The sequence below is a fragment of the Pseudomonas sp. MIL19 genome (assembly GCF_028680365.1).
GTDB lineage: Bacteria > Pseudomonadota > Gammaproteobacteria > Pseudomonadales > Pseudomonadaceae > Aquipseudomonas > Aquipseudomonas spirodelae.
Genome location: NZ_JAPPVG010000006.1, coordinates 74,784 through 97,669 on the forward strand (window position 1 = coordinate 74,784; position 22,886 = coordinate 97,669).

General features: G+C 60.4%; 25 protein-coding genes. 13 read left to right on the top strand and 12 right to left on the bottom strand.

What is annotated here, in order from left to right; all coding sequences use genetic code 11:
- Positions 1–73 precede the first annotated feature (73 nt).
- On the top strand, positions 74–727 hold the full coding sequence (gene yihA, locus N1078_RS06450) for a ribosome biogenesis GTP-binding protein YihA/YsxC (protein WP_274087384.1): 654 nt from the start codon (positions 74–76) through the stop codon (positions 725–727).
- Positions 728–1,018: 291 nt separating this feature from the next.
- On the opposite strand, the gene polA is transcribed toward yihA, so the two are convergent.
- Positions 1,019–3,868: a DNA polymerase I gene (gene polA / locus N1078_RS06455; RefSeq protein WP_274087385.1), complete on the bottom strand. Its 2,850-nt coding sequence runs from the start codon at positions 3,866–3,868 to the stop codon at positions 1,019–1,021.
- Positions 3,869–3,942: 74 nt separating this feature from the next.
- Here polA and N1078_RS06460 point away from each other — a divergent pair, with 74 nt between their 5' ends.
- Both N1078_RS06460 and N1078_RS06465 read left to right on the top strand, forming a co-directional pair.
- The gene (locus tag N1078_RS06460; protein ID WP_274087386.1) at positions 3,943–4,227 is read left to right on the top strand and encodes a DUF2782 domain-containing protein; all 285 of its coding nucleotides are present in this window, start codon (positions 3,943–3,945) and stop codon (positions 4,225–4,227) included.
- A gap of 15 nt (positions 4,228–4,242) precedes the next feature.
- Positions 4,243–5,193, top strand: coding sequence for a homoserine kinase (locus tag N1078_RS06465; protein WP_274087387.1), 951 nt, complete (start codon positions 4,243–4,245; stop codon positions 5,191–5,193).
- A 15-nt stretch (positions 5,194–5,208) separates the two neighbouring features.
- Here the strand turns inward: N1078_RS06465 and znuA are convergent, their stop codons facing one another.
- Complete coding sequence (gene znuA / locus N1078_RS06470; RefSeq protein WP_274087388.1) at positions 5,209–6,162, bottom strand: zinc ABC transporter substrate-binding protein ZnuA; 954 nt, start codon at positions 6,160–6,162, stop codon at positions 5,209–5,211.
- Positions 6,163–6,228: 66 nt separating this feature from the next.
- On the opposite strand from znuA, the gene N1078_RS06475 reads away from it, so the two are divergent.
- From N1078_RS06475 to N1078_RS06505, 7 genes are all read left to right on the top strand, one after another.
- Positions 6,229–6,714 (top strand): Fur family transcriptional regulator, encoded by a 486-nt coding sequence (locus N1078_RS06475; protein WP_274087389.1) that lies wholly within the window; start codon positions 6,229–6,231, stop codon positions 6,712–6,714.
- Entirely contained in the window at positions 6,711–7,517 is an 807-nt protein-coding gene (gene znuC, locus N1078_RS06480; protein WP_274087390.1) for a zinc ABC transporter ATP-binding protein ZnuC, read from the top strand. Before N1078_RS06475 ends, znuC begins: the two co-directional genes overlap by 4 nt.
- On the top strand, positions 7,510–8,298 hold the full coding sequence (gene znuB / locus N1078_RS06485; protein ID WP_274087391.1) for a zinc ABC transporter permease subunit ZnuB: 789 nt from the start codon (positions 7,510–7,512) through the stop codon (positions 8,296–8,298). Before znuC ends, znuB begins: the two co-directional genes overlap by 8 nt.
- Before the next feature lie 68 nt (positions 8,299–8,366).
- Complete coding sequence (locus N1078_RS06490) at positions 8,367–9,212, top strand: PA5502 family lipoprotein (protein WP_274087392.1); 846 nt, start codon at positions 8,367–8,369, stop codon at positions 9,210–9,212.
- Positions 9,213–9,413: 201 nt separating this feature from the next.
- Positions 9,414–10,421 (top strand): methionine ABC transporter ATP-binding protein, encoded by a 1,008-nt coding sequence (locus tag N1078_RS06495; RefSeq protein WP_274087393.1) that lies wholly within the window; start codon positions 9,414–9,416, stop codon positions 10,419–10,421.
- Complete coding sequence (locus N1078_RS06500) at positions 10,421–11,098, top strand: methionine ABC transporter permease (RefSeq protein WP_274087394.1); 678 nt, start codon at positions 10,421–10,423, stop codon at positions 11,096–11,098. Before N1078_RS06495 ends, N1078_RS06500 begins: the two co-directional genes overlap by 1 nt.
- 78 nt (positions 11,099–11,176) lie before the next feature.
- Entirely contained in the window at positions 11,177–11,947 is a 771-nt protein-coding gene (locus N1078_RS06505) for a MetQ/NlpA family ABC transporter substrate-binding protein (protein ID WP_274087395.1), read from the top strand.
- Positions 11,948–12,001: 54 nt separating this feature from the next.
- Here the strand turns inward: N1078_RS06505 and N1078_RS06510 are convergent, their stop codons facing one another.
- Positions 12,002–12,871, bottom strand: a complete 870-nt coding sequence (locus N1078_RS06510; RefSeq protein ID WP_274087396.1) for a LysR substrate-binding domain-containing protein — start codon at positions 12,869–12,871, stop codon at positions 12,002–12,004.
- A 110-nt stretch (positions 12,872–12,981) separates the two neighbouring features.
- Here N1078_RS06510 and N1078_RS06515 point away from each other — a divergent pair, with 110 nt between their 5' ends.
- Positions 12,982–13,407, top strand: a complete 426-nt coding sequence (locus N1078_RS06515) for a VOC family protein (protein ID WP_274087397.1) — start codon at positions 12,982–12,984, stop codon at positions 13,405–13,407.
- A 4-nt stretch (positions 13,408–13,411) separates the two neighbouring features.
- On the opposite strand, the gene N1078_RS06520 is transcribed toward N1078_RS06515, so the two are convergent.
- From N1078_RS06520 to N1078_RS06540, 5 genes are read right to left on the bottom strand one after another with little or no spacing between them, the layout of a single operon-like run.
- Complete coding sequence (locus N1078_RS06520) at positions 13,412–14,044, bottom strand: SCO family protein (RefSeq protein WP_274087398.1); 633 nt, start codon at positions 14,042–14,044, stop codon at positions 13,412–13,414.
- Between the two features lie 11 nt (positions 14,045–14,055).
- Positions 14,056–14,955 carry a heme o synthase gene (gene cyoE / locus N1078_RS06525; protein WP_274087399.1) on the bottom strand — a complete coding sequence of 300 codons (900 nt, stop codon included), beginning with the start codon at positions 14,953–14,955 and terminating at the stop codon, positions 14,056–14,058.
- 24 nt (positions 14,956–14,979) lie between these two features.
- Complete coding sequence (locus N1078_RS06530) at positions 14,980–16,020, bottom strand: COX15/CtaA family protein (protein ID WP_274087400.1); 1,041 nt, start codon at positions 16,018–16,020, stop codon at positions 14,980–14,982.
- 25 nt (positions 16,021–16,045) lie between these two features.
- Complete coding sequence (locus tag N1078_RS06535; RefSeq protein WP_274087401.1) at positions 16,046–16,630, bottom strand: hypothetical protein; 585 nt, start codon at positions 16,628–16,630, stop codon at positions 16,046–16,048.
- Complete coding sequence (locus N1078_RS06540; protein WP_274087402.1) at positions 16,605–17,336, bottom strand: SURF1 family protein; 732 nt, start codon at positions 17,334–17,336, stop codon at positions 16,605–16,607. The genes N1078_RS06535 and N1078_RS06540 overlap by 26 nt, the downstream gene beginning before the upstream one ends.
- 85 nt (positions 17,337–17,421) lie before the next feature.
- On the opposite strand from N1078_RS06540, the gene N1078_RS06545 reads away from it, so the two are divergent.
- On the top strand, positions 17,422–17,625 hold the full coding sequence (locus tag N1078_RS06545) for a twin transmembrane helix small protein (RefSeq protein WP_274087403.1): 204 nt from the start codon (positions 17,422–17,424) through the stop codon (positions 17,623–17,625).
- A gap of 5 nt (positions 17,626–17,630) precedes the next feature.
- Here N1078_RS06545 and N1078_RS06550 read toward each other — a convergent pair whose 3' ends face one another.
- The 4 genes from N1078_RS06550 to coxB are packed head-to-tail and all read right to left on the bottom strand — an operon-like array spanning position 17,631 to position 21,849.
- Positions 17,631–18,527: a cytochrome c oxidase subunit 3 gene (locus N1078_RS06550; RefSeq protein ID WP_274087404.1), complete on the bottom strand. Its 897-nt coding sequence runs from the start codon at positions 18,525–18,527 to the stop codon at positions 17,631–17,633.
- Between the two features lie 12 nt (positions 18,528–18,539).
- Positions 18,540–19,103: a cytochrome c oxidase assembly protein gene (locus tag N1078_RS06555; protein WP_274087405.1), complete on the bottom strand. Its 564-nt coding sequence runs from the start codon at positions 19,101–19,103 to the stop codon at positions 18,540–18,542.
- A gap of 12 nt (positions 19,104–19,115) precedes the next feature.
- On the bottom strand, positions 19,116–20,720 hold the full coding sequence (gene ctaD, locus N1078_RS06560) for a cytochrome c oxidase subunit I (protein WP_274087406.1): 1,605 nt from the start codon (positions 20,718–20,720) through the stop codon (positions 19,116–19,118).
- A gap of 4 nt (positions 20,721–20,724) precedes the next feature.
- Positions 20,725–21,849, bottom strand: coding sequence for a cytochrome c oxidase subunit II (gene coxB / locus N1078_RS06565; RefSeq protein WP_274087407.1), 1,125 nt, complete (start codon positions 21,847–21,849; stop codon positions 20,725–20,727).
- Between the two features lie 363 nt (positions 21,850–22,212).
- On the opposite strand from coxB, the gene N1078_RS06570 reads away from it, so the two are divergent.
- Positions 22,213–22,869 carry a hypothetical protein gene (locus N1078_RS06570; RefSeq protein ID WP_274087408.1) on the top strand — a complete coding sequence of 219 codons (657 nt, stop codon included), beginning with the start codon at positions 22,213–22,215 and terminating at the stop codon, positions 22,867–22,869.
- The last annotated feature ends 17 nt before the right edge of the window (positions 22,870–22,886 follow it).

Here is a 22,886-nt window from a genome sequence, read left to right on the forward strand (position 1 = left end):
CAGGCTGCGCGCAAATGTCGCAAGGGCATCGCGCCTGTAACGCCACCCTACGCTCGCCCTCACGGATACTCAGATGCAAGCCAAGAACCCAATTATCGGCCTGTGCCAACAGGCTACTTTCCTTATCAGCGCAGCCAAAGTTGACCAGTGCCCGGAAGATTTCGGCCATGAAGTGGCCTTTGCAGGGCGCTCCAACGCCGGTAAATCCAGCGCACTGAACACCCTGACCCACGCCAGCCTGGCGCGCACCTCGAAGACCCCAGGGCGTACCCAGCTGCTCAACTTCTTCAAGCTGGACGAAGAGCGCCGCCTGGTCGACCTGCCAGGTTATGGCTATGCCAAGGTGCCAATCCCGCTGAAGCTGCACTGGCAGAAACACCTGGAGGCCTACTTGGGTAGCCGCGAGTGCCTGCGCGGGCTGATGTTGATGATGGATATCCGCAAGCCACTGACCGAGTTCGACATCCTCATGCTGGATTGGTCCGTTGCCAGCGAAATGCCCATGCACATTCTCCTGACCAAGGCCGACAAGCTGGCTTTTGGTGCAGCGAAGAACACCTTGCTCAAGGTGCGCCAGGACATTCAAAAAGGCTGGGGCGATCGCGTTAGCATCCAACTGTTCTCAGCGCCCAAGCGCATTGGCATTGAGGAGGCACAAGCGGTGCTGGCCGAGTGGATGCAGCTGGGTGAGTTTGCCCTTGAGGATGATCAGGACACTGAAGCCTGACGCGTTCGAGCGATTTTCTCGCAGGCAAAAAAAACCCCGGACTTCTATGGGGGAGGGAAGTTCGGGGTTCAACATCTGAACCGCTAGGGCGGGGTCCAGAATCTGCCAACACTTAACACAACAAAGGAGTACTGAATGGTTGTCTAGGCCATCCACAAACTCTGAGTGGTCGAGTCAAAACAAAGTTCAGGCCCGCGGAATAATTAATTAGTTATAAGTAATTCTGCGCTAATACTCTTAAATCTAGACCCCCATCGCGCTAGCGCTGCAGCCCGGTGCGAGGGGGGAGTATCAATGGGCTTCGTCCCAGTTATTGCCTACGCCCACTTCCACCAGCAGTGGCACATCCAGCGCAGCGGCATTGCCCATCAGCGGTTTGATCTGCTCACGCACTTGCTCGACCAGATCCTCACGCACTTCCAGCACCAGTTCGTCGTGCACCTGCAGGATGACCTTGGCATCCAGGCCCGACTCACTCAGCCAGTTATCCACCGTGACCATGGCGCGCTTGATGATGTCCGCCGCCGTGCCCTGCATAGGCGCGTTGATCGCGGTGCGCTCGGCGCCTTTGCGCAGCGCCTGGTTCTTCGCATGAATATCCGGCAGATACAGGCGACGACCAAACAGGGTCTCCACATAGCCCTGCTCGGAGGCCTGCTCACGGGTACGTTCCATGTAGGCCAGCACGCCGGGATAACGCGCAAAGTACACATCGATATACGCCTGCGCCTGCTTGCGGTCGCAGCCGATCTGCTTGGCCAGGCCAAAGGCGCTCATGCCGTAAATCAGGCCGAAGTTGATCGCCTTAGCGCTGCGGCGCTGATCAGTCGTGACCTCTTCCAGCGGCACGCCAAATACTTCGGCGGCGGTGGCCTTGTGCACATCGCGGCCGTGGCGGAAGGCATCCAGCAAACTTTCGTCCTTGGCCAAATGGGCCATGATGCGCAGCTCGATTTGCGAGTAATCGGCCGCCAGCAGCTTATAACCTTTAGCCGCAACAAACGCCTGGCGAATGCGCCGACCTTCGGCCGTACGGATCGGGATGTTCTGCAGGTTTGGATCAGTCGACGACAAACGACCGGTCGCGGCCACGGCCTGGTGGTAACTGGTGTGGATGCGCCCAGTGCGCGGGTTGATCTGCTCTGGCAGGCGGTCGGTGTAGGTACTTTTCAGCTTGCTCAGGGAGCGGTACTGCATAAGCACCTTGGGCAGCTCAAAGTCCTGCTCGGCCAATTCGGCCAGCACCGCTTCGGCCGTCGAAGGCTGGCCTTTGGCGGTTTTACTGATAATCGGCAGGCCGAGTTTCTCGTAAAGAATCACCCCGAGCTGCTTGGGTGACGCCAGGTTGAACTCCTCACCGGCAATCTCGAATGCCTGACGCTCCAGCGCCACCAGCTTTTCACCCAGCTCGTTGCTTTGCAGGCCGAGCAGGTTGGCATCGACCAGTGCACCTTGACGTTCGATGCGCGCCAACACCGGCACCAGCGGCATTTCAATCTCGCTCAAAACCTTGGCCAGGCTCGGCTCGGCGTCCAGCTTGGCCCACAAATGCTGGTGCAGACGCAGGGTGATGTCTGCATCCTCAGCGGCATAAGGGGCGGCCTGGGCCAGATCGATCTGGTCGAAGGTCAGTTGCTTGGCGCCCTTGCCGGCGATGTCCTCGAAGCGAATGGTGCTGTGATCCAGGTACTTGAGCGCCAGGCTGTCCATATCGTGACGGGTGGCCGTTGAGTCCAGTACGTAGGATTCGAGCATGGTGTCGAACTTCACCCCCTGCACCTGAATCGGCGTGCTGGCATTGGCGAGAATATTGATGTCGTACTTGGCGTGCTGGCCGACCTTGGCCTTATTCGGGTCTTCGAGGATCGGCTTTAGCGCCTGCAGCACGGCATCGCGATCCAGCTGCGTCGGCACGCCCATGTAGCTGTGCGCCACCGGGATATAGGCCGCTTCGCCAGCCTTGACCGCAAACGACAGCCCGACCAACTGCGCCTTTTGCGCATCCAGGCCGGTGGTTTCGGTATCAAAGGCAATCAGCTCGGCGTTGCGCAGCTTCTCCAACCAACTATCAAACTGCGCCTGCTCAAGGATGCACGCGTAATCGCCCAATGCCTCTGCCGCCTGAACGTCGACAAGCGCTTCAGCCGCAACCGGTGCAGGCGCTGCAACTGCAACTTCCTCGACCACAGCATGAGCGCTTGGCGCCAGGGCAAACAGATCATCACCGGCGGGCTTGGCCGGCGGCTTAACCGCCGGCGCAGGGTTGTTACGCAGTAACTCATCACGCCAGGTTTTGAATTCCAGCTCGGCATACAGCTCGACCAAGGCTGGCACATCCATCTCGCCGGGGTGCAACGACTCGATCTGGATATCCAGCGGCACATCCAGCTTGATGGTGGCCAAGGCATAAGACAGGTAGGCCATGTCCTTATGCTCAATGAGCTTGGCCGGCAGGGTCTTGGCCCCGCGGATCGGCAGCGCGGGCACTTTGTCGAGATTGGCGTAGAGCACATCCAGGCCGCCGCCTATACCGACCAATAGACCCAGCGCGGTCTTTTCACCCACGCCCGGCACACCGGGAATGTTGTCGACTTTGTCGCCCATCAGCGCCAGGTAGTCGATGATCAGCTCGGGGCCGACACCGAATTTCGTCTTCACACCCTCGATGTCATACACACTGCCAGTCATGGTGTTGACCAAGGTCACGTGCGGGCACACCAGCTGGGCCATGTCTTTATCGCCCGTGGAGATCACCACGTCGCGCCCTTCGGCTGCGCACTGGCGGGCCAGGGTGCCGATCACATCGTCCGCCTCTACACCTTCAACGCACAGCAGCGGATAGCCCATGGCCTTGACGCTGACATGCAGGGGCTCGATCTGCACCCGTAGCTCATCCGGCATCGATGGGCGATTAGCCTTGTAGTCGGCAAACATTTCATCGCGAAACGTCCCGCCTTTAGCGTCGAACACCACGGCAAACGGGCTTTTCGGGTATTGCTTGCGCAGGCTCTTGAGCATGTTCAACACACCCTTAACCGCGCCAGTTGGCAGGCCTTTGGACGTGGTCAGCGGCGGTAAGGCATGGAAAGCACGGTAAAGGTAAGAAGAACCGTCAACCAGGACTAAAGGAGTTTGGCTCATGAGCAGGATCAACCTTTTCGGCGGGGGCGGCGTTAGAATGGCCACACCATTGAAATCAAAGGGACAAGGTTACCATGCGCACACTCAATCGCCTGTTGCTGGCCAGCCTGCTGGCATTCACCACGCTTGCCGTGCAAGCCGAAGATCCGGTATCGGCAGACCCAGACGTAACCATTCGCCAGGAAGGCGACCGCACCGTCCAGGAATACCGGGTTAACGGTTTTCTCTACGCGGTAAAAGTCATCCCTAAAAACGGTAAGCCGTATTTTCTGGTACGCGCCGATGGCAGTGATGGCAACTTTGTTCGCTCGGACAGCCCGGATATGTTGATTCCGGCCTGGGAAATTTTCAGCTGGTAATAAGGCAGTTCAGTAATGTCGGTGTTTACCCCGCTTGAGCGCCACGAGCTCGAGACGTTTCTCGCCCCGTATAACCTGGGTCGCTTACGCGACTTCCAGGGCATTGCGGCCGGCAGCGAGAACAGCAATTTCTTCGTCAGCCTGGAACAGGGCGAGTTTGTTCTGACCCTGATCGAGCGGGGCCCAAGTGCCGACCTGCCGTTCTTTATCGAACTGCTCGACGTGCTGCATGACGCCGGCCTGCCGGTGCCTTACGCCCTGCGTACGACCAGCGGCGAGGCGCTGCGCAGCCTCGCGGAAAAACCGGCGTTGTTGCAGCCGCGCCTGGCGGGTAAACACGTGCAGAGCGCCAATCCGCATCACTGCCAGGAAGTCGGCGCACTGCTGGCACGCATCCACCTGGCCACGCGCGCGCAACCCCTGCCGCGCAAGAGCGATCGCGGGCTGGACTGGATGCTCGCCGAAGGGCCAAGCCTGGCATTGCAGTTGCCGGATGAACAGGTGCCCTTGCTGCGCGATGCATTAGCGGAAATTCAGGCGCTCAAGCCACGCATTCTCACCTTGCCGCAGGCCAACCTGCATGCCGACATGTTTCGCGACAACGTGTTGTTCGACGGCAACCACCTGGCCGGGGTGATCGACTTCTACAACGCCTGCTCGGGGCCGATGCTTTACGACCTGGCGATCGCCCTGAATGACTGGTGCTCGCAGGAGGATGGCCGCCTCGACCACAAGCGCGCCCAAGCCTTGCTCGGCGCTTATGCGGCGCTGCGGCCCTTTATCGCTGCCGAAGCCGAGCTGTGGCCGGCCATGCTGCGCATCGCCTGCGTGCGCTTCTGGCTGTCACGCCTGATCGCTGCCGAATCCTTCGCCGGGCAGGAAGTGCTGATCCACGACCCAGATGAATTCCAGCGCCGCCTGGCGCACCGCCAGCAGGTTGAGCTGGCGCTGCCATTTGCCTTCTAGCGCAGCCCGTCGCCGTTACAACGCCTCTAAACAGCCCGCCAGCTCACCTGCCAGATTTTCCAGCAAGGCTTCATAGCCGTTGGCATCCACCGGCAAGGCGCCGCCCATGGCATCCAGTTCGGCGAGGGTCACTGGCAGGCCAGCCGTCAGGGTTTGCGCCAGGCGTGGCAGCAGCGGCGGCTCGCTGAATACGCAGGTTGGCCCGGCCTGCTGCAAGCGCTCACGCATGGCAGCAACGTGCTGGGCACCCGGCTGGACCTCGCCAAGCACACTGAACACACCGGCATGTTTGAGGCCGTAAGCGGCCTCGAAATAATCGTAGGCTTCGTGGAAGACGAAGTAGGGTTTGCCCGCCAAACGCTGCAAACGGTTTTTCAGGCGTTGATCCAGTGCCGCCAAACGGCCCGCGAACGCCTCGACATTGGCCTGGTAGCGTGCGGCATTAGCCGGATCGGCGACAACTAAGTCAGCCGCCATCTTGCGGGCAATCACCAACGCATTGGCCGGCAGCAACCACAGGTGCGCATCAAGGCTGCCAGGGCGGTGGTCGTGGTCATGCTGATCGGCCACCTGCGCGGGCGCATCATGATCTGCATGCTCATCTGCGTGGTCCTGCGCATGTTCATCCGCGAAATGACGCAGGCTCATGCCCGGTAGCTCCTGCACCTTCACACTGGCTTTAGCACGGCTGCTGAGCACCCGCGGCAGGAAACTCTCCAGATCAGGGCCAACCCAGTACAGCAGGTCGGCACTCTGCACACTGCGTATATCGGAGGGGCGCAGCGCGTAATGGTGCGGCGACGCGCCAGGCGGCAGCAGCACGTCAGGCTGGCCAACACCATCCTGCACGGCCGCTGCAATCAACTGCAGTGGCTTGATGCTGGTCAACACGCGCACCTCGGCCTGAGCGACAGCGCTAAGGGAAAACGTGACGAATAGCAGGCAAGCAGTAGAAAAAAGACGCAACACGGGGAGCACTCATACGGACGGGAACAGGTAATATAATAACGTCTCTTACCTTATTCGTCGTTGCCCATGACTCAAGCACCCTTGGCCTCACGCCCACACGACCACTCACACTGCGTCAGTCACGCCCTGACTGAAGCGGAAAGCATCTGCACGCGTCAGGGTCTGCGCCTGACCGCCTTGCGCAAACGCGTACTGGAATTGGTCTGGCACAGCCACAAGCCGCTAGGCGCCTATGACATCCTCGGCGTACTGAGTGAGGAAGACGGTCGCCGCGCCGCGCCGCCAACGGTCTATCGCGCCCTGGATTTCCTTCTGGAAAACGGCCTGGTACACCGCATCGCCTCACTCAATGCCTTTATCGGCTGCAGCCATCCGGAGCATCCACACCAGGGTCAATTTTTGATCTGCCGGGCCTGCAGTGCAGCCATCGAGCTGGAACAGGCAACGATCAGCGACGCCATTGTCGGTGCCGCTGCGGACGTCGGCTTCGTCGTCGAACGCCAAACAGTGGAAGTGGTCGGACTGTGCGCCGGCTGCCGGGAGCACGCATGAGCGACGCGCTGATTCGCCTCAAAGGCGTAGGCGTGACCTTTGCCGGGCAACATGTGCTGCAGGATGTGCAGCTCAGCGTAAAGCCCGGCGAAATCGTCACCCTGATCGGCCCCAACGGCGCCGGCAAAACCACCCTGGTGCGCGCTGTACTCGGGCTGCTGAAACCCAACAGCGGCAGCGTCTGGCGCAAACCCAAGCTGCGCATCGGCTATATGCCGCAGAAACTCCACGTCGATGCCACCCTGCCGCTCTCGGTGCTGCGCTTTCTGCGCTTGGTGCCGGGGGTTGATCGCCCGCGCGCGCTGGCCGCGCTGGCCGAAGTGGGCGCCGAGCAGGTGATTGATAGCCCACTGCAAAGCATCTCCGGCGGTGAGCTGCAGCGCGTGCTGCTGGCCCGTGCACTGCTGCGCGAGCCGGAACTGCTGGTATTGGATGAGCCGGTTCAGGGCGTTGATGTAGCCGGCCAGGCCGAGCTGTACCGACTGATCACCCAACTGCGTGACCGTTATGGCTGCGGCGTTTTGATGGTGTCTCACGACCTGCATTTGGTCATGAGCACCACCGATCAGGTGGTCTGCCTGAACCGTCACGTTTGCTGTTCCGGGCACCCGGAGCAAGTCAGCTTTGATCCCGCCTTCGTCGAGCTATTCGGCCAGGATGCACAGAGCCTGGCGATCTACACCCACCACCACGACCATGAGCACGACCTACACGGCGCCGTGGTCAGCGAAAACGCACCCGGGTTGAGCATCAAAGGCCCGGTTAAACCCCACATCCACGGAGATGGCTGCAAGCATGGCTGATTTTCTACTCAACGCCCTGCTCGCAGGCCTTGCTCTGGCGCTGGTTGCCGGCCCGCTGGGCTCCTTCGTGGTCTGGCGGCGCATGGCCTACTTCGGCGACACCCTGTCCCACGCCGCGCTGCTCGGGGTGGCGCTGGGTTTGATGCTGGACGTTAACCCAACCCTGGCGGTGACGGTTGGCTGCGTACTCCTCGCGACCCTGCTAGTCACCCTGCAAAGCCGCCAGCCGCTGGCCTCCGATACCCTGCTGGGGATTCTCGCCCACAGCACACTGTCGCTGGGCCTGGTGGTGCTGAGCTTTATGCAGGATGTGCGCATCGATTTGATGGGTTACCTGTTCGGCGACCTGCTGGCCGTCGGCCCGACTGACCTGGCCTGGATCATCGGCGGCAGCGCGCTGGTGCTGGTGCTGCTGGCCGTGCTGTGGCGGCCGCTGCTGGCGATTACCGTGCATGAAGAACTGGCCAGGGTCGAAGGCCTGCCAGTGGCGGCGATTCGCTTGAGCCTGATGCTGCTGATTGCCGTGGTAATTGCCGTGGCGATGAAAATTGTCGGCGTGCTGCTGATCACCTCGTTGCTGATCATCCCCGCCGCCGCCGCTCAGCGCCATGCCCGCACCCCGGAACAGATGGCCTTTGGCGCCAGCCTGCTGGGGGTTGTTGCCGTGTGCGGCGGCCTCAGCCTGTCGTGGTTTCAAGACACCCCGGCTGGACCCTCGATCGTGGTGACGGCTGCCGGCCTGTTTTTGCTGTCCTTCGCCCTGCCACGGCGCACCGCCTGAACTGTTGGTGATGCCGTAAAGCGCAGTGTAGACTTGCGCGTTTTTTGCACAATCCGAGACGCGCAGCCATGAAATCGTTCGTTTTCCGCGGCTTTACCCTGATCCTGGTTCTGCTGCTGGCCGGCTGCCAGAGTGCGCCACAACCGGCCAATCTCCCGGTTGATGACTTGGTCAGCGCCTTTCGCCAGCTCGACCAGCGCCTTAGCAGCGGCGACTTGAATGCGGCAGAAAGCCAGCTGGCAACCCTGCAACAACGCGCTGCCGGTGATACGCGCCTGGAGCACTACCAGCGCCAACTCGCCGAAGCGCACCTGCAGCAAGGGCAAAAAGCCCTGCAAAGCGGCGACCTAGATAACGCCACCAAAGCCCTGAGCCGTGCCCGCAGCCTGATGCCTCAGGCACCGGCGCTGACCACCGGCCTGGATGGCGCCATCGCCCAAGCCCGCGAAGCCGAACTGGCCGCCGCCGAGCAGCAGCGCCAAGCCAGTCAGCAGGCGGCGGCCCGCGCCGAAGCCGCCCGTTTGGAGCAAGCCCGGCAACTGGCTGCAGCGCGCCAGGCCGCCGCGATTCAGGCCATCCAACCACTGAATACCCCGGCGGCCAAAGCGCCCGTGCCAGCCAAGCCCATCGCCAGGCTGATTGATCCCGCCGCCGCCAGCAGCGTGATCGCCATACCGATGCTGGATAACCAGGACAACGAACGCTTGCGCAGCCTGCTCGATGGCGTCGCCGCCGATATCGTCGCGTTCAATTGCGCGGTGCGCATTGAAGTGCGCCAGAGCAAGGACTTCCCCTGGGTCGCCTCCCTGCTCAATGCCCGCATCAAACGCCTGGACCCGAGTTTCAGCCCGCGCATGAGCCAGGTGATCAACCCTGCTCAAGTGCCGCAACTGGTTCTCACCCCCAAACGCTAAGCAGCGCGGTGCGTGACCACGACCGGGCTTGCCCGGTCGTTTGCATTGGCACTGGCTGCATTGGGCTGGACGGCAGCGTTTTTCATGAGATCTAGTTATAACCATAGGTCTACAAAGATTTTTGCGGCCTAAGCAGTGCCGGTTAAACTACCCGCCCGCTTATGCCTACCCGGCAATTCTGAAACCCAAAAGGTTTAACGCGTGATCAATTTTCATCAGGTCCACAAGGCGTATCGCGTCAGTGGCCAGGACATCACCGCTTTGCAGCCGAGCGACCTGCACATCGCCCGAGGCGAAGTGTTTGGCATCATCGGCCACTCCGGCGCAGGCAAGAGCACCCTGCTGCGCCTGATCAACCGCCTGGAAGAACCCTCCGGCGGACGCATCGAGGTCGACGGCGAAGACGTGACCGCCCTGGACGCCAATGGCCTGCGGCGCTTCCGCCAGCGCGTCGGGATGATCTTTCAGCACTTCAACCTGTTGTCGTCAAAAACCGTCGCCGACAACGTGGCCATGCCGCTGAAGCTGGCCGGCGAGCTGTCGCGCAGCGCGATCACGGCCCGTGTTACCGAGTTGCTGGCCCGCGTCGGCCTGCAGGATCACGCCGATAAATACCCGGCGCAGCTCTCCGGCGGGCAGAAACAGCGCGTCGGCATTGCCCGCGCCCTGGCCACCGAGCCGAAAATTCTGCTGTGCGACGAAGCCACCAGCGCCCTCGACCCACAAACAACGGCTTCGGTGCTGCAGCTGCTGGCCGAGATCAACCGTGAACTGAACCTGACCATCGTGCTGATCACCCACGAAATGGATGTGATCCGCCGCGTGTGCGACCGCGTGGCGGTGATGGATGCCGGTGTGGTTGTCGAGTCGGGCTCGGTGGCCGACGTCTTCCTGCACCCACAACACGCCACCACCAAGCGCTTCGTGCAAGAAGCCGAGCACGTCGATGAGCACGAGCAACATGACGACTTCGCCCATGTCGTCGGCCGTATTCTGCGCCTGACCTTTCAGGGTGAAGCCACCTATGCGCCGCTGCTGGGTACCGTCGCGCGCGAAACCGGGGTGGATTACAGCATCCTCGCGGGGCGCATCGACCGCATTAAGGACACCCCCTACGGCCAGTTGACCCTGGCCCTCACCGGCGGCGATCTGGACGCCGCGCTGGCGCGCTTTGCAGCCGCCGACGTGCATCTGGAGGTGCTGCGCTAATGGAAGCCCTACTGACCCGCCTGCTGCCCAATGTTGATTGGGCGGAAATAGGCTACGCCAGCCTGGACACCCTGAGCATGCTCGGCGGCTCCATGCTGTTTACCGTGCTGCTCGGCCTGCCGCTGGGCGTGCTGCTGTTTCTCACCAGCCCACGGCAGATGTTCGAACAAAAAGCCCTGTATGGCGTGCTTTCGCTGTTGGTGAATATTCTGCGTTCGGTGCCGTTCGTGATCCTGCTGATTGTGATGATCCCCTTCACGGTAATCGTCACCGGCACTTCACTGGGCGTTGCCGGCGCCATTCCACCGCTGGTGGTCGGGGCCACACCGTTCTTCGCGCGCCTGGTGGAAACCGCGTTGCGTGAGGTGGATCGCGGGATTATCGAAGCGACCCAGGCCATGGGCGCGACCACCCGGCAAATTGTGGTCAACGCGCTGCTGCCCGAGGCACTGCCCGGCATCATCGCAGCCACCACCGTCACGGCGATTACCCTGGTGTCCTACACCGCCATGAGCGGCCTGATTGGCGGCGGCGGCCTCGGTGACCTGGCGGTGCGTTATGGCTATCAGCGCTATCAGCCCGATGTGATGCTGGTCACCGTGGTGCTGCTGTTGGTGCTGGTGCAGGTTCTGCAAACCGTCGGCGACAAGCTGGTGGTGCATTTTTCCAGAAAATAGAGCGCCCTTTAGGACGCACACGACAGCGGCGCAGCGGTTATTTGCCGAACGCCGCCCCATCAAACAAGGAGCTTTATGATGAAAAAATTGATCGTCGCCGTTGCCGCCCTGGCAGCCTTCTCCGCCCAGGCCGAAAGCCTGAGCGTCGCGGCCACCGCTGTACCGCACGCGGAAATCCTCGAATTCGTTAAGCCAGCCCTGGCCAAAGAAGGCGTTGAGCTGAACATCAAGGTCTTCACCGACTACGTGCAGCCGAACGTGCAGGTGGCCGAAAAGCGCCTGGACGCCAACTTCTTCCAGCACCAGCCGTATCTGGATGAGTTCAACAAGAGCCGTGGCACCGAGCTGGTAAGCGTGGCCGGCGTACACGTCGAGCCTTTCGGCGCCTACTCCAGCCAGCACAAGAGCCTGGCCGACCTGCCGCAAGGCGCCAACGTGGTGATCCCCAACGACGCCACCAACGGCGGCCGTGCCTTGCTGCTGCTGCAAAAAGCCGGGGTGATCACCCTCAAGCCGGAAGCGGGCATCCTCGCCACGCCGAAAGACATCGTCGAAAACCCGAAAGCCATCAAAGTCCGTGAGCTGGAAGCCGCCACTCTGCCGCGCGTGCTGACCCAGGTTGACCTGGCGCTGATCAACACCAACTACGCGCTGGAAGCCAAGCTCAACCCAACCAAAGATGCCCTGGCCATCGAAGGCAACGACTCGCCGTACGTCAACATCCTGGTTGCGCGTGCTGACAGCAAGGACAACGCCGCCCTGCAGAAACTGGCCAAGGCGCTGAACAGCCCTGAAGTTAAGGCCTTTATCGAAGAGAAATATCAGGGCGCCGTAGTTCCAGCGTTCTAACCACTGCGCGACTTATCCTCGTCGACAAACCCCGCCCTGTGCGGGGTTTGTCGTTTATGGCTGGGCGGCGACCTCGCGCAGGCACTCCAGCAAACAGTCCAAGGCTGGTTGGCGCTTAGCGCGGCGTAGTACCGCGACCAGCTCACGGTGGAAGGTCAGCTCGCCCAACTCCAGCACGCGCAGCTGGGTCGGCCGCTGCAACCACAGCCCTGCACGTGGAATCAGCGACACACCAAGGCCGCATTCAACCATCCGCACGATGGCCTCCAACTCATCCAGCTCCAGCGCCTCCTGCACTGTCAGGCGCTGCTCGCGGAGAAACTGGTTGACCCGCCGCCCACCGAACGAGCGTCGGTCATAGCGCACAAACGGCTGCTCGGCGAGGATCTGCAGCGGGTCATCCGCCGTCACGCTGAGCGGAGTGATCAACACAAATGGCTCGCGCGCCAGGCTGATCTGCAGCAACTCCTTGGGCAGTTCGAAGGGCGGCTTGATCAGCAGCGCCAGGTCCAACTCGCCGGCATCAATCTGGCTCAGCAGGTTGAGCGACACGCCCGGCACCAGTTTCAGCTCAACCCGCGGCGCGGCGGCGCGAAAACGCGGCAAGACTTCGGGCAACAAACCAGTTTGCAAGGTAGCAATCGCACCGACCTTTAGCTCGCCTTGCCACTCAGCCGCGCTGGTTGGCAGGGCCATCTGCGCATACAGCCCGAGCATCTGCTCCGCCAATGGCAAGGCATGCTTGCCGGTAGCATTGAGCACTGCCGAGCGCCCACTGCGCTCGAACAACCGCACGCCCAATCCCTGCTCCAGCACACGCATCTGCGCGCTGACCGCCGACTGGGTCAAACCCACCTGCTGGCCGGCCGCAGCGAAAGTGCCATGCCGCGCAACTGCCACAAAGGTTTTCAATTCGCGCAGCATCGTTGCCTCGATTGATCAATTTTGTTTGTGCTTGTGAGCAAGGATATTCGCTTTTAATCAGAATCGCTGTTGCTGAGAATCGGCAGACTAGACTCTCAAGGAACTTCAGCATGGCTCTCGCACCCTTTCACCTGGCAATTCCTGTCTACGACCTGGCAGCCGCACGGCACTTCTACGGCGAAGTGTTCGGCTGTGCCGAAGGCCGCAGCAGCGACCACTGGGTGGATTTCGACTTCTTCGGCCATCAGCTGGTAATCCACCAGGCGCCGAAGATGACTTATCAGGAAGCAGCACACAGCAACCCGGTGGACGGCCACGACGTGCCAGTGCCGCATTTCGGTGTGGTGCTGGGCTGGGATGACTGGCAAACACTGGCGGCGCGGCTACAGGCCAAAGGCACGCAATTCGTGATCGAACCCTATGTGCGCTTCGCCGGCCAGGTCGGCGAGCAGGCCACGCTGTTCCTACTCGACCCCTGCGGCAACGCCTTGGAGTTCAAGGCGTTCAAGGACATCAGCCAGCTATTTGCCAAATAGCTACTTAGGGCCGCTCAAGCAGACCGGGCAACTGCGCGGCCAGTTTGCTGTTGTTGATCGGGGCGCGGATAAAGCCGCGCTGCCTGCCGTCCGGCCCGATCAGCACCAGGTTGCCGCTGTGGTCGACGGTGTAGTTTTCCTTGCTGGTATCAGCCGGAATAAACGGAATGCTGACGCTGTTCGCCAGCTTCTGAATGGTCGCTTGCTCGCCTGTCAGGCCGATAAAGCCGGCATCGAAGTAATCCAGGTACTTCTTCAACTGCTCCGGCGTGTCGCGATTCGGGTCAACCGTAACCAGCACAATCTGCAGCTTGGCAAGGGTTTCCGCCGGTAGCTGGCCTTGTAATTGACGCAGCTGGGCGAGGGTGGCTGGGCAGATATCCGGGCAGAAGGTGTAACCGAAAAACAGCAGGCTCCACTGATCCTTCATCTGATCGACCGCCACTGCCTGGCCGTCCTGATTGATCAGACTCAGCTCCGGCAGGCTGCGGCTCTGTGGCAGCAGGACGATGCCGGCATCGAGCAACGCGGTGGGATCACCCTGGTCCTTGCTGGTCAGCACCTTGTTGACGGTCAAGCCCAGCACTAGGGCGACGATGGCAACGAGAACAAAAACGGTGATCTGGGTTCGGGTCATGGCACCAACGATTACAGGTTTAACAGCAGATAGTGGTCGACCAGCAGGGCGATAAACAGCGCGAAAAGATACCAGATGCTGTACTTGAAGGTGTTGATCGCCGCGTGCGGTTTGCTGTCACGGTACAGCACCACTGCCCAGTGCAGGAAGCGCCCGCCCAGCAGCACGGCGCAGCCGAGATAGAGCAGCCCGCTCATATGAATGGCATACGGCAGCAGCGTCACCGCAAACATCACTAGGGTATAAAGCAGGATATGCACCTTGGTGTAGTGCTCGCCGTGAGTCACCGGCAGCATGGGAATATCGGCCTTGGCGTATTCCTCCTTGCGGTGGATGGCTAGGGCCCAGAAGTGTGGCGGCGTCCAGGCGAAGATGATCAGCACCAGCAGCAGCGGTTCAGCGCTGATATGCCCGGTAACGGCCACCCAGCCGAGCAACGGCGGCGCGGCGCCAGCCAGGCCGCCGATCACAATATTCTGCGGAGTGGCGCGCTTGAGAAAGCCGGTGTACAGCACGGCATAACCGAGCAGCGAAGCCAAAGTCAGCCAGGCCGCCAGCTCGTTGGTAAAGGTCAACAGCAGGGCCATACCGGCCACCGCCAGTAGCAGAGCAAAACCCAAAGCCGCACTGGGCGAGATACGCCCCGAGGTAACCGGACGCTTGAGGGTGCGTGCCATGATCGAATCGATACGCCGGTCCACCACATGGTTGACCGCCGCCGCCGCGCCGGCGCACAAACCGATACCCAGATTGCCGAAGATCAGCACCTGCCAGGCCACACCTGCGCGGGTGGCGAGGAACATGCCGACCAGGGAGGTGATCAGCATCAGCACCACCACCTTGGGCTTGGTCAGCTCCAGGTAGTCGCGCCAGCTGGCGTGGGCTTGGTGTTCGCGCGCTAGAGTAGCCATACGGTCTCTCCTCGATTGTTTTTGTTATTTGCTCGGCAGCATCGCAAGGTCAGCCTGCGCTTCTGCTGCCGGAGATGCCAGCCGTGCTGCGCTGCGCACCCGGTAATTGATTAGCACCAACGTCAGTAGCAGAGCCGCGCCACCGAGGTTGTGCGCCACTGCCACCTGAAGCGGCAGGTGAAACACGACGTTGCTGATACCCAGGCTGATCTGCACGGTCAGCGCCAGCAGCAACAAACCGGCCAACCGCCCCAAGCCATGGCGCTTGAGTTGCCAGGCCAACAGCAGCAGCACCAGGCTGACTAGCAGTGCGCCGATGCGATGGGTCATATGAATAGCAGTGCGCGCGTCGCTGTCGAGTTGCCCGCCAAGGTAATTGGGGCCGATATGCTGGGTCAGGTGAAAACCATTGGCGAAGTCCATCGCCGGCCACCATTCGCCATGGCAGGTCGGCAGATCGACGCAGGCAACCGCCGCGTAGTTGCTACTGACCCAGCCACCCAGAGCGATCTGTCCGACCACCATTAGCAAGCCGAGCGCCGCCAGGCTGCGCAACCGCGTGGGCAGATTGGGCAAAACTGCCAACTTGCCAGACAGTCGCAGTGTTAAAAGAAACAGCAGGCTAAGGGTGGCGAAACCACCGAGCAGGTGCGCCGTCACCACTTGTGGCCAGAGTTTCAGCGTCACCGTCCACATGCCAAAGGCCGCCTGCAGCGTCACCAAACCCAGCAATAAAAGAGGCAATTTAAGTGGCTGGTCGGCCTCGCCACGCCGGCGCAGCGCCTGTACCGCCAGGCCGAGAATCACCAGGCCCAGGGAGCCGGCAAAATAGCGGTGGATCATCTCGTACCAGCCTTTGGCGACTTCCACCGGTGCTTCGGGAAAGCGCGCCTCAGCCAGAGTCTGTTTGTGCTCACTCATCGGCACGCCGATAAAGCCGTAGCAACCTGGCCAGTCCGGGCAACCCAGGCCCGCGTGGGTCAAGCGGGTATAGGCACCGAGCAGCACCACCACGACCGCCAACACAGTGGCGAACAGGGCAAAACGGTAACCGGGCTTGCTCATCATCAGTCCTTAGCCGTGGGCAGCATTAACCAATTTGCGAGATTTTCAGCAGATGCCGCAGGTCGTTGAGAATTGCCTTGCCCTTGCTGGTGGCGTCATAACGCAGCACCAGATTGCCGTGTGGGTCGACGATCCACAGTTGCGCGCCGGAGGCGGCGCCGGCGGTTTTGCCGTAAGCATCCAGCTGCAGCTGATAGCGCGTCAGCTGCGGGTATTCGCGGCGTAGCTGGGCGTCATAGTCGCCAGCGATGGGTTGGGCAGTGGCTAGGCCATGGGCGGCGCGAGCAACATCACGGTTTAGGCCGATATGCACTTGGCGGGCGAGAAACACCAACTCCTTGCAGGCGGCATCGCAGACATCCGGTACGGTCACCAGCAACTGCCAGCGCGGCTCGTCTGCACCGACCACGCCGAGGTCGGCGCGGGTTTGTCCGGTGCCGATCAGCTCACCGTGATAGCTGCGGGTTTCCGGCACCCAGAAACGCCACTGATACATGGCACTGGCGAGGATCATCGGGCCGATAACCACTGCCAGAATCAGGATCAGTTGCAGCCGCCCACGGCGACGCTGGCTGGGCGACACTTCAGGCAGGGCGATGGCTGGGTTCATGGCGAGTCTCCCGCGCGTTAGATAGACCTAAATAGATAAACAGGCAGAGCAAGGCCGCCGCCAGGGCGAACCATTGCACGGCATAACCGAGGTGTTTGTCGGGGCTCATGGCGATAACTGGCCAATCGCTTTGAAATGACGCTGGGCCAGGCTCGAGGCGCACCTCATAACTCAGGCCACCACGCCCCAGTTGCTGCCACAGGTCATCCGGTTTGACCTCACTGATCACCTGCGGCCAGCCAGGAGCCGGTTGCGCACCTTGCAACTGAAAAGCCTCACCCAGCGGTACATACACCGTGGCCTGCAAACGCAATGGCGAATCCGGGGTGGCAAACGTTGGAGGAATACGGCGGTCGGGCCAGGCCAGCCAGCCGCGATTGAGCAGCAGCCAAAGGCCGCTGGCCTGATCATAGAAGGGTTGCAACACCTCAACGCCGACCTTGCCGTCGCGGGTGCGGTTATCCAGCAGAAGGGGATGCCGTGCGTCGAAGAAACCCTGCAACTGCACACGCCTGTAAGCCGGGTTGGGCTGCTGCTCCAGCGCCTCGATGCTGATTGGTGCGGCCAGTTGCTGGGCCTGGTGTGCAGCCAACAGCTCGCGCTTTTCTTCGGCCCGCGCCAGCTGCCAGAAGCCCAGGGCGACCAGGCAGGGAAATAGCAGCAGCACCAGCACGCTAGGCAGCCAGCCAGGACGGAAGGCGCTCATATCCGCCTCCCTAAAGCCCTGATCAAGCTGGCTATACTGCTGCTACGCATTTCCCTTCCCCCGAAGTTCCGCTTGGGAGTCACGCATGCTCAAAGCCGCGATCGTCCTGTTACTACTGGCTACTCTGATCAGCCTATTCAGCGGCCTGTTCTTTTTGGTCAAGGACGAAGGTAAAACCTCCCGGTTGGTCAACGCACTGACTGTACGCGTGACCCTTACCGCCCTGACTGTTGCCCTGATTGCCTGGGGTTTCTACAGCGGCCAATTGGTCTCGCATGTCACCTGGTAACCGCGTTACAACACATAGACGAAGACAAACAAGCCAATCCACACCACATCGACAAAGTGCCAATACCAGGCGGCCGCCTCAAAACCGAAGTGCTGCTCGGGGCTGAAATGACCGCGAATAACCCGAATCAACATGATGCTCAGCATCAGTGCCCCCAGAGTCACGTGGGCACCATGAAAGCCGGTGAGCATAAAGAAGGTCGCGCCGTAGATGCCCGACCCTAGGGTTAGGCCCAGTTCGGTGTAGGCATGGATATATTCCTCGACCTGCAACACCAGAAAGGCAATGCCGAGAATCACCGTCAGCGCCAGCCACAGGGTCAGCGGCTTGCGCTGGTTCTTGCGTAATGCGTGGTGGGCGAACGTCAGGGTGAAGCTGGAAGTGACCAGCAGAATGGTGTTAATCAGCGGCAGGCCCCAGGCGCTGATGGTGCCGCTAGGTGCCGGATAGAGTTTAGGATCAGGCGTATTGAGCAGTGGCCAACTGTACTCGAAGCCCGGCCAGAGCATGTTGCTCACCCCTTTATCGCCCTCGCCACCCAGCCATGGCCCGGCCCAGGTGCGCACATAGAACAGCACGCCGAAGAACGCGGCAAAGAACATCACTTCGGAAAAAATAAACCAGCTCATGCCCCAGCGAAACGAGCGATCCATCTGCGGGCTGTACATGCCGGAGCGGCTTTCCTTGATCACATTGCCAAACCAGCCGAATAGCATGTAAGCGAGAAACAGACCGCCGACAAAGAAGATCAGCGGGCCGTTGGAGTCGGCGCGATCGGCCTTCATATCATTGAACCAGGTGCCCACGCCGTACACCGAAAACAGCATGCCCAGGGTAGCGATAATCGGCCACTTGCTCTGGGCCGGGACGTAATAGCTTTCGTGGCTTTCATGACTCGACATTTATTGTTCTCCTTATGGAGCCGCCCGAGTAGGGGTCGCTTGCGCCACCGGCGGCATGCGCGCGGTGACATCAAACAAGGTGTAAGCCAGGGTTAGGTGGCGAACATCTGCCGGTAAGTCTCTATCGACGATAAAGCGCACCGGCATTTCGATGCGCTCACCGGGTTGCAGTACTTGCTGGGTAAAGCAAAAGCATTCGGTTTTGTGGAAATAAGCGGCCGCTTTCGACGGTGCCACACTGGGGATCGCCTGAGCGGTCATCGGCTTGTCGGTGGGGTTGTACGCCACAAACAACATTTGCGTGCTGTCGCCCGGATGCACCACCACTTCATCTGCTTGGGGGCCGAACTCCCAGACCATCTCGGCGGCATTGGTGGCGAGAAACTGCACGCGCACCTGGCGCTGTTCGTCCACCGCCTGGCTGCCTTCATAGGCCCCGGCGGTTTTACCGTTGATGCCGAAGGCTTGGCACATCACGTCGTAGATTGGCACCAGGGCGAAGCCAAAGCCGAACATGGCGACCACCACCAATGACAGGCGTATCACCAAACGACGTGTCGACAGGGCTTCGCTCATCGCTGCGGCTCCTTATTTCACGTCCGGTGGTGTGCTGAAAGTGTGGTAAGGCGCCGGCGACGGTATCGACCATTCCAACCCCTCTGCTCCATCCCAGGGTTTGGCCGGCGCGGGTTTACCCCCACGAATGCACTTAATGACAATAAACAGGAACAACAACTGAGTAGCGCCGAACATAAAGGCACCAATGCTCGAGACCATGTTGAAGTTGGCGAACATCATGTTGTAGTCGGGAATACGCCGCGGCATGCCGGCCAGGCCGACAAAGTGCATCGGGAAGAACGCCATGTTCATGCCGATAAAACTCATCCAGAAATGCAGCTTGCCGAGCGTCTCGTCATACATGTGCCCCGTCCACTTCGGCAGCCAGAAGTAAGCCGACGCAAAGATGCCAAAGATCGCGCCCGGTACCAGCACATAGTGGAAATGCGCCACCACAAAGTAGGTGTCGTGGTACTGAAAATCCGCCGGGGCGATGGCCAGCATCAACCCGGAGAAACCGCCGATGGTGAACAGGATGACGAAGGCCACCGAGAACAACATCGGTGTCTCGAAGGTCATCGAACCACGCCACATAGTGCTGGCCCAGTTGAACACCTTCACCCCGGTCGGTACGGCAATCAGCATGGTCGCGTACATAAAGAACAGCTCACCGGTGAGCGGAATGCCCACGGTGAACATGTGGTGCGCCCAGACGATAAATGACAGGAACGCGATCGCCGCCGTGGCATAGACCATTGAGGTGTAACCAAACAGCGGCTTACGGGCGAACGCCGGGATAATTGCACTGACCGCGCCGAATGCCGGCAAGATCATGATGTATACCTCGGGATGACCGAAGAACCAGAACACGTGCTGGAACAAAACCGGATCACCACCACCAGCCGCGCTGAAGAAACTGGTGCCGAAGTGAATGTCCATCAGCATCATGGTCACCACACCCGCCAACACCGGCATTACAGCAATCAGCAAGAACGCGGTAATCAGCCAGGTCCAGACGAACAAGGGCATCTTCATCAGGGTCATGCCGGGGGCACGCAGGTTGAGGATGGTGGCAATCACGTTGATCGCGCCCATGATCGAACTGAAGCCCATCAAGTGCACGGCAAAGATGAAGAAGGTCACCGACTCCGGTGCGTAGGTCGTCGATAACGGCGCATAGAAAGTCCAGCCGAAGTTCGGCCCACCACCCTCCATAAACAGCGTGCTAACCAACATGCTAAAGGCCGCTGGCAGCAGCCAGAAACTGAAGTTGTTCATGCGCGGCAGGGCCATGTCCGGCGCGCCAATCATCAACGGAATCATCCAGTTGGCCAGGCCGACAAACGCCGGCATGACAGCGCCGAAGACCATGATCAGACCATGCATAGTGGTCATCTGGTTGAAGAACTCCGGCTGCACAATCTGCAAGCCCGGCTGGAACAACTCGGCACGGATCACCATCGCCATGATGCCGCCCAGCAAGAACATGGCAAAGCTGAACCACAGGTACATGGTGCCGATATCTTTATGGTTGGTGGTCAACACCCAGCGCATCAGGCCTTTGGCCGGGCCGTGGTGATGGTCATGTCCGGCATGACCGTGGCCTGCGTGGCCCGGATCGATCACTGCACTCATGTCCTTACTCCTGAGCCTGTTTGAACGCGAGGATGTCTTTTGGCGTGACCATGTCACCGACCGCATTGCCCCAGGCATTGCGCTCGTAGGTAATGATCGCCGCGATATCGACTTCCGAGAGTTGCTTGCCGAACGCCGCCATGGCCGTACCTGGCTTGCCGTTGACCACGATATCGATATGACCGGCCGCAGGTCCGACAGCAATCGCTGAGCCTTTAAGCGCCGGGAACATCGGCGGCAGCCCCTCGCCCGTCGGCTGATGGCAAGACGCACAGTTGGTCAGATACGACTTCTCGCCGCGCGCCATCAGCTCATCCATGCTCCACTCTTTACTGGTCAGCTCCTTCTCGGCAGCCGCGAGTTGTTTGCGCTCGGCGAGCCAAGTGGCGTAGTCCTCTTTCGACTTGGCTTCGACCACAATCGGCATAAACCCATGGTCCTTGCCGCACAGCTCGGTGCATTGGCCACGGTAGATGCCGGGCTCGTCGATGCGCGTCCAGGACTCATTGACGAAGCCCGGGATCGCATCCTTTTTCACCGCCAACGCCGGCACCCACCAGGAGTGAATGACATCGGCGGCAGTAATCAGAAAGCGCACTTTGGTGCCAACCGGCACCACCAGCGGCTCGTCTACCTCCAGCAGGTAATGCTCACCCTTGGTGGCCTTGTTGTTGATCTGATCTTTGGGGGTGGTCAGGTTGCTGAAGAACTCGACATCTTCACCCAGGTATTTGTAGTGCCATTTCCACTGATAACCGGTGACCTGAATATCCAGTTCAGACTCGCTGGAGTCGTAGATATCGATCAGGGTTTTGGTCGCCGGGATGGCCATCAGTACCAGAATCACCAACGGTACGACCGTCCAGAGAATCTCGACTGTGGTGCTTTCGTGAAAGTGCGCGGGCTCCTGACCTGTGGAGCGGCGGTGGACCAGCATCGACCAGAACATGGCACCAAATACGATCACGCCGATGACGACGCAGATCCAGAAGATGGTCATGTGCAAGTCAAATACTGAGCGGCTCACCTCGGTGGCACCGGGCGTCATATTGATGCCCCAGCTGGCGTGTGCCGAGCTGTATACCAACCACAACAGGAGGCCCATCCAGACTCGTGGATGTCGCATCATTGCGGGTTCCCCTTAATTATTCTTGTTATCCCGCCGAACCGGTCAGAGGCTGAGCCATCAGGCATTTTCTCGGGGAAAATGCCTAGGAAGACTGTCCATGCCGCAGCTGATTCGGAGTTATCAGGTACTGCCTTTCGAGTTCGAGTATAGACAGGGACTTGCACCTGGCAACGCGAAAGCCGAAAAGAGCAACGCACTGCAAGTGCACGCGCTAAAGACCACGGTTGGCGTGGGATAGACCGGAGTGGCGACGACTACTTATAGCCAGTCCGCATAAATGTTTAATAATTATGACAATCGAGTCTTAGCAGCTACGCTCAGCCAACTAAGGTTCTCGTCCATGTCCTCACTTCAGGAGCAGTCATGAACATCGCCGCTTTGCACGCGCTGATCCAGCGTGCACACCAACACGAAGCCAGTACGGGTCATCTGAGCAAGCAGATGCAGGCACACGCGGGGCAGCTACACCCCTCCATCCGCCTACCCAGCGAAGACACCTCCGGCGTGCTGCAGCAGTTTGTCAGCGCCTATATCGAGCAGGTGCCAGAATTGTTACTGGCCGCCCAGCAAGTCGCGCAGGAAGCCGGGATCGAGGCGCAGATCAAGCCGGTGCTGAAGATTGCCGAGCAATTCTTTCTGCAGCCACCCGCGCTGATGGCCGGCCATGAGGGGTTGGAAGGCTTACTCGATGAAGCCTATCTGGCCCACCGCTTGGTCGAAGAAGTGAATGATCGCTATATCACCCACCTGGGCGCCCCGTTGATTCCGCTGGATACCACGGTGGCTAATCTGATTGCTCACCAATTGATCGGTGAGCCCTTTGCCAATCAACTGGATGAGGCTGTGCATCATGCCGTCGAGGGCATGCTCGACGACGCCAGCTTTGCCCAGAACTCCGTGCAAACCTATCGCGAGCGCCTGCACAGCCCGCAGACCGAGGCGGCGTGGCAGCGCTGGCCGTGCCTGTCACGCCAGCTTGGGGTAGAACTGCAATTGGATGAAACCCGCGCAGCGGGCTAACCCTAACATCCGCGCGG